We start from the raw sequence: 4,715 nt of genomic DNA on the forward strand, positions 1-4,715 counted from the left end.
TCAGCAGATAGCAAGCTATCTCTGTTACCGCTCGACTTGCATGTGTTAAGCCTGCCGCCAGCGTTCAATCTGAGCCATGATCAAACTCTTCAATTAAAAATCGTTTGTGTAACCTCATCACAAGTGATGTGTTACTGCTCAATGAATTCTGTCGTGCTATCTACCTAAGTAAATAGCGCATTACATAGTCGCTACCTAACCGAAGTTAAGTAACTATATTTATTTGCATGAACATCATTCATTAAGCGTTTTTGTTCTCCCGAAGGAAAACTATGTAAAACAACATTAATGTGAGTGCTCACACAAATTGCATGATAACTAATTGTTAAAGAAAACGTTTCAATTGAAACGTAGATGAGAGTCGCATTCGCTCTTCACCTGAACTGAAAACCGTGTGGTTAATCAGTGTTGCTCGTTGCTATTGCCCCGAAGCAGGAGGCGTATAATACGCTTCCGAGTTTTGATGTCAACGTTTTTTTCTATTTAAAGTAAAGTATTTTAAAACACCTTAAAACGAGACGTTAAGTTAACTGGTTTAGCTTAAAAGCAAGTAGATAACTTATCAAAACATCCACTTGGCTAAGGTTCTCACCTGAACCCCTTGGAACTGAAACGCATTGTAGAGATTTTTTAGTTCAGTACAAGGGTTAATTTCAGTTTTGTGTTTGTTCGGTTACAAATACCGCTATTCGCGTAGTATACATATCAATTGTGGTCATAAAGGGAACAGTGACGTCTAAATGTTACTATTTATCTTCGTCTCCCTCTTGGGGTTGGTCTCCTTTGGTTAGTCTTATTCCCAGATGACAAAGCATCTTTTCGAGCATTTTTTTTGTTTATTGTTTTCTTCTTTGGTTGAGCAATTTTCGTTGGATCTGGTTCATAGCCTGGTAACCATTGCTGTAACAACCGAATATCTAATAGTTCTTCAATTGCTGTTAGTAGCCATTCTTCCCCGATACTCACCAAAGAAACAGCTAGCCCTGAGTTACCAGCTCGAGCAGTACGGCCTATTCGATGGACGTAATCTTCAGCATTGTAAGGTAATTCATAATTGATGACGTGATTGAGACCCTTTATATCGATACCCCTCGCTGCTACATCTGTGGCTATTAGCGCTCTTACCTTTCCTTCTTTAAATTCAAGTAATGCCTTTTCACGAGCGCCTTGTGATTTGTCGCCGTGGATAGCTGAAGATTTTACTCCGTCTTTAGTCATTTCCTTTGCTAAATCATCTGCACACTGTTTTGTTCTAGTAAACACCAAAACTTGCTGCCAGTTCTTTGAACCTATTAAGTATGATGTGAGTTCTCTTTTACGGTCAGCATCTACAGCATAAACAATTTGTTCTACATCATCCGCGGCTTTATTTTTCTCATCAATTTCAACTATCTTAGGGTCAACTAAAATATTTTTACTCATCTTATATATTTCATCAGCAAAGGTTGCAGAGAAAAGTAGGGTTTGTTTGTTTCTAGGGAGACGTTCGGTAATTTGGTCTATCTCCTCTTTAAAACCCATATCTAAGATACGATCTGCTTCATCGAATACTAATGTTTCTATTTTATCTAAATTTACTGATTCACTATTAAGTAAATCGATGAGTCTGCCAGGAGTTGCGATTAAAATATCTACTCCTGCTTTTAATTCGGCAATTTGATTTTTTGTACTTACACCACCATAAGCAATACCAATGTTTATGTGAGTGAATTGTCCATAATGGCAAAAGCTTTTATATACTTGCTGAGCTAGCTCTCTAGTAGGAGTTAAGACTAAAGCTCTAACATGTTGTGCACATGGCTGCTGTATAAGTATCCGTTGCAGAATTGGCAGCGCAAATGCTGCGGTTTTCCCTGTTCCAGTTTGAGCTCTTGCCATAACATCATGTTTAGCTAAAATGAGAGGAATACTTTGCTTTTGTATTTCTGTAGGCTCATCATAAGCAGATTCGGTAATTGCACGTAATAATACCGTGTCTAAAGAAAAAGAAGAAAAGGTCATATGTTTAGCCAGTGAATTTTTAATTGACTAATTGTATCAGAAGTCAGGTATTACTATTCCTGTTATTAGAGTATTTGACATTAAGGACGTTATGACGATAGCCAATTATGACAACATGCGTTTCTTGATTGTTGATAACATCAAACCATCACAAGAAATTTTAAAACAATTTGTTATGCGTTTAACAACGAAACACGTTGATAGTACGCATTATGCTCAAGATGTAGCAGCAATTTGTCAGCAAAAGTTGTACGACGTTATCTTATTGGGTTATGACCTAGGAGAAAACCAAAAGAACGGCCAACAGATTCTTGAAGAGTTAAGAGTTAATGGCTATATCAACCGTCACTGTATCGTCATTTTAATAACAGCTGAAGTTTCGCAAGCTATGGTTCTTGCCGCTTTAGAACACAAACCTGACCACTATTTATGTAAACCTTATTCACTCAGCGATCTAGATAAACGGTTAAGGCATTGTTTACATAAAAAAAAGGCCATGGCACAGATTTACCAAGCACTCGATGACAATAACCCCACACTCGTAATACAACGATGCAAGCAAGCTTTATCTGTAAATAGTCCCTATAAAGCTGAGTGCTTAGGAATAATGTCAAGACAGTACTTTGAATTACAAGAATTTAAAGAGGCTAAAGCAATTTATATTGCTTATCAAAATCAAGGGAATTGTCAGTGGGCGACCATAGGATTAGGAAAAGTTGCGCTACAAGAAAATAAACTAAAGCATGCTGAGAAGCTCTTTAAGTTATTAATTAAAAACAATCCTCTTTATTTGTCTAGCTATGACTGGTTGGCAATAACATATGAAGAACAGTTTCACTATATTCTCGCTGAAGAAATATTAGAACAGGCACTTTCTTTATCGCCCCGGTCATTAACAAGACTAAAAAAATATGCTCAACTCTGTACCCATAACGAACATTTTGATAAAGCGACAACGGCTTATGAAAGTAATTACAAGTTAGCTCACAATTCTATTCATCATTGTGCAGATAATACGGTCAAATATGTTCAAGCCTTAATTGAACATGCTCCCTCACTACCATTAGTTGATGCAAGGAAGGTTAATAACAAAGCTTTAACTTTTTTGAGGAAAATGACTAGAGACTTTAAAGCAAGTGATATAAAAATACATTCTCATTTTCTGGGAGCTTGCTTATTCGATATATCAAAAGAAGACGTATTAGCAAATAATGAACTTGTTCTAGGTGAAGAGCTATTAATAAAAGAGCAATCAAATATATCTGCAGAAAGGTTGGCAGCTATTTCCTTAACGTTGAAGAAATTAAAAAAATACAATTTAGCAAGCCAGTTACTCATAACCTGCGAACAGTACACAGCTATTCAAGAATCCCAATCAGTTGTAAGTATTAAAGATAAAGCACAAGCTGAAATTGAACTCGCATTAAGTTTGTATTCCGAAAATAAATACAGCGAAGCAATCATCAAGCTTCAAGATGCTTCAACAAAGTTTCCTAAGCACATCGCTATAAAGCTGAACCTAATCCAGGTTTTATTAGTTTCATTTGAAAGTAACAAAACCTTAGTATCTAACTTTCAAAGGGCAAAAATATTATTACTTGAGATGACACATGTACGTCTTAATAATAATGAATTAGAAAGACTGAAAAAAATGCAAAAGAAATACCAGCAGATCGCTGGTATTTAATCTTCCTAGCGGAATATGGTGAGGGAGGTGGATTCGAACCACCGAAGGCTGAGCCGTCAGATTTACAGTCTGATCCCTTTGGCCACTCGGCAACCCCTCCATGGAGCCATTTTAGCAACTAAGTTGATATGAATTAGAAATCAAGCAATATCCAAGTCTCACATGAGTCTATCTTCGACATATGGCACATTACCATCAGCATTTGTGCTTCAAACTCAATATTGTTGCATTTGAATAGTGGAAATATCATATGATGTGCTTAATAAGGTATGATTTAACTAACGAAAAAAACACAAAAAAAAACCAGCTATTAGCTGGTTTTTAGTTATTCCTAAGGAATATATGGTGGAGGGAGGTGGATTCGAACCACCGAAGGCTGAGCCGTCAGATTTACAGTCTGATCCCTTTGGCCACTCGGGAACCCCTCCACGGGGCCATTTTTATCAGCTGCTGCTGATAAGAATTAGGAGTCTAGCAATGTCCTACTCTCACATGGGAACTCCCACACTACCATCGGCGCAACTGCGTTTCACTTCTGAGTTCGGAAAGGGTTCAGGTGGGACCACAGCGCTATTGTCGCTAAACAAAAACTTTAATTGCTTAATTTACTATATAAATAAGTTAAACAAATAAAACTTTAGAAAAAAACCCGTAGCTTTAACTACGGGTTTCTCAGTGCCTAAGCACAAATTAGAAGTCTAGCAATGTCCTACTCTCACATGGGAACTCCCACACTACCATCGGCGCAACTGCGTTTCACTTCTGAGTTCGGAAAGGGATCAGGTGGGACCACAGCGCTATTGTCGCTAAACAAAAAAGGTACAATCTTAGAAAGCTTTGCTCAAGAGCAATAAATATCGTTTTTAGTTTCAAGTAACACGTAAGTACGTGATTTTACCCTAAGGTAATAGTTGTGTCAGTCTTCATACAAATCACTTCATAGTTCAAAACTACTTGGGTGTTGTATGGTTAAGCCTCACGGGCAATTAGTATCAGTTAGCTCAAGACCTCGCAGTCCTTACACACC

Annotated in this window: 2 protein-coding genes, 2 tRNA genes and 3 rRNA genes; 1 reads left to right on the forward strand and 6 read right to left on the reverse strand. The window is 37.4% G+C overall.

The window, feature by feature from the left end; genetic code table 11:
* Both GAB14E_RS0123455 and GAB14E_RS02890 read right to left on the reverse strand, forming a co-directional pair.
* A 16S ribosomal RNA gene (locus tag GAB14E_RS0123455) occupies positions 1-96 on the reverse strand; the annotation flags it as partial.
* 654 nt (positions 97-750) lie between these two features.
* On the reverse strand, positions 751-2,001 hold the full coding sequence (locus GAB14E_RS02890; protein WP_033084131.1) for a DEAD/DEAH box helicase: 1,251 nt from the start codon (positions 1,999-2,001) through the stop codon (positions 751-753).
* Between the two features lie 91 nt (positions 2,002-2,092).
* Here GAB14E_RS02890 and GAB14E_RS02885 point away from each other — a divergent pair, with 91 nt between their 5' ends.
* Complete coding sequence (locus GAB14E_RS02885) at positions 2,093-3,688, forward strand: response regulator (protein ID WP_033084132.1); 1,596 nt, start codon at positions 2,093-2,095, stop codon at positions 3,686-3,688.
* Positions 3,689-3,704: 16 nt separating this feature from the next.
* Here GAB14E_RS02885 and GAB14E_RS02880 read toward each other — a convergent pair.
* From GAB14E_RS02880 to rrf (GAB14E_RS02870), 4 genes are all read right to left on the reverse strand, one after another.
* A tRNA-Tyr gene (locus GAB14E_RS02880) sits at positions 3,705-3,788 on the reverse strand.
* A gap of 243 nt (positions 3,789-4,031) precedes the next feature.
* Positions 4,032-4,116: transfer RNA gene (locus GAB14E_RS0123460), tRNA-Tyr, on the reverse strand.
* 41 nt (positions 4,117-4,157) lie between these two features.
* Positions 4,158-4,272 (reverse strand): 5S ribosomal RNA (rrf, locus tag GAB14E_RS02875).
* 112 nt (positions 4,273-4,384) lie between these two features.
* Positions 4,385-4,499 (reverse strand): 5S ribosomal RNA (gene rrf, locus GAB14E_RS02870).
* Positions 4,500-4,715 lie beyond the last annotated feature (216 nt).

Source organism: Colwellia psychrerythraea (genome assembly GCF_000764185.1).
GTDB lineage: Bacteria > Pseudomonadota > Gammaproteobacteria > Enterobacterales > Alteromonadaceae > Colwellia > Colwellia psychrerythraea_B.

Excerpts from the sequence above, each read along its gene's own strand:
- GAB14E_RS02890 (WP_033084131.1), bottom strand. The coding sequence starts at position 2,001 with ATGACCTTTTCTTCTTTTTCTTTAGACACGGTATTATTACGTGCAATT.
- GAB14E_RS02885 (WP_033084132.1), top strand. The coding sequence starts at position 2,093 with ATGACGATAGCCAATTATGACAACATGCGTTTCTTGATTGTTGATAAC.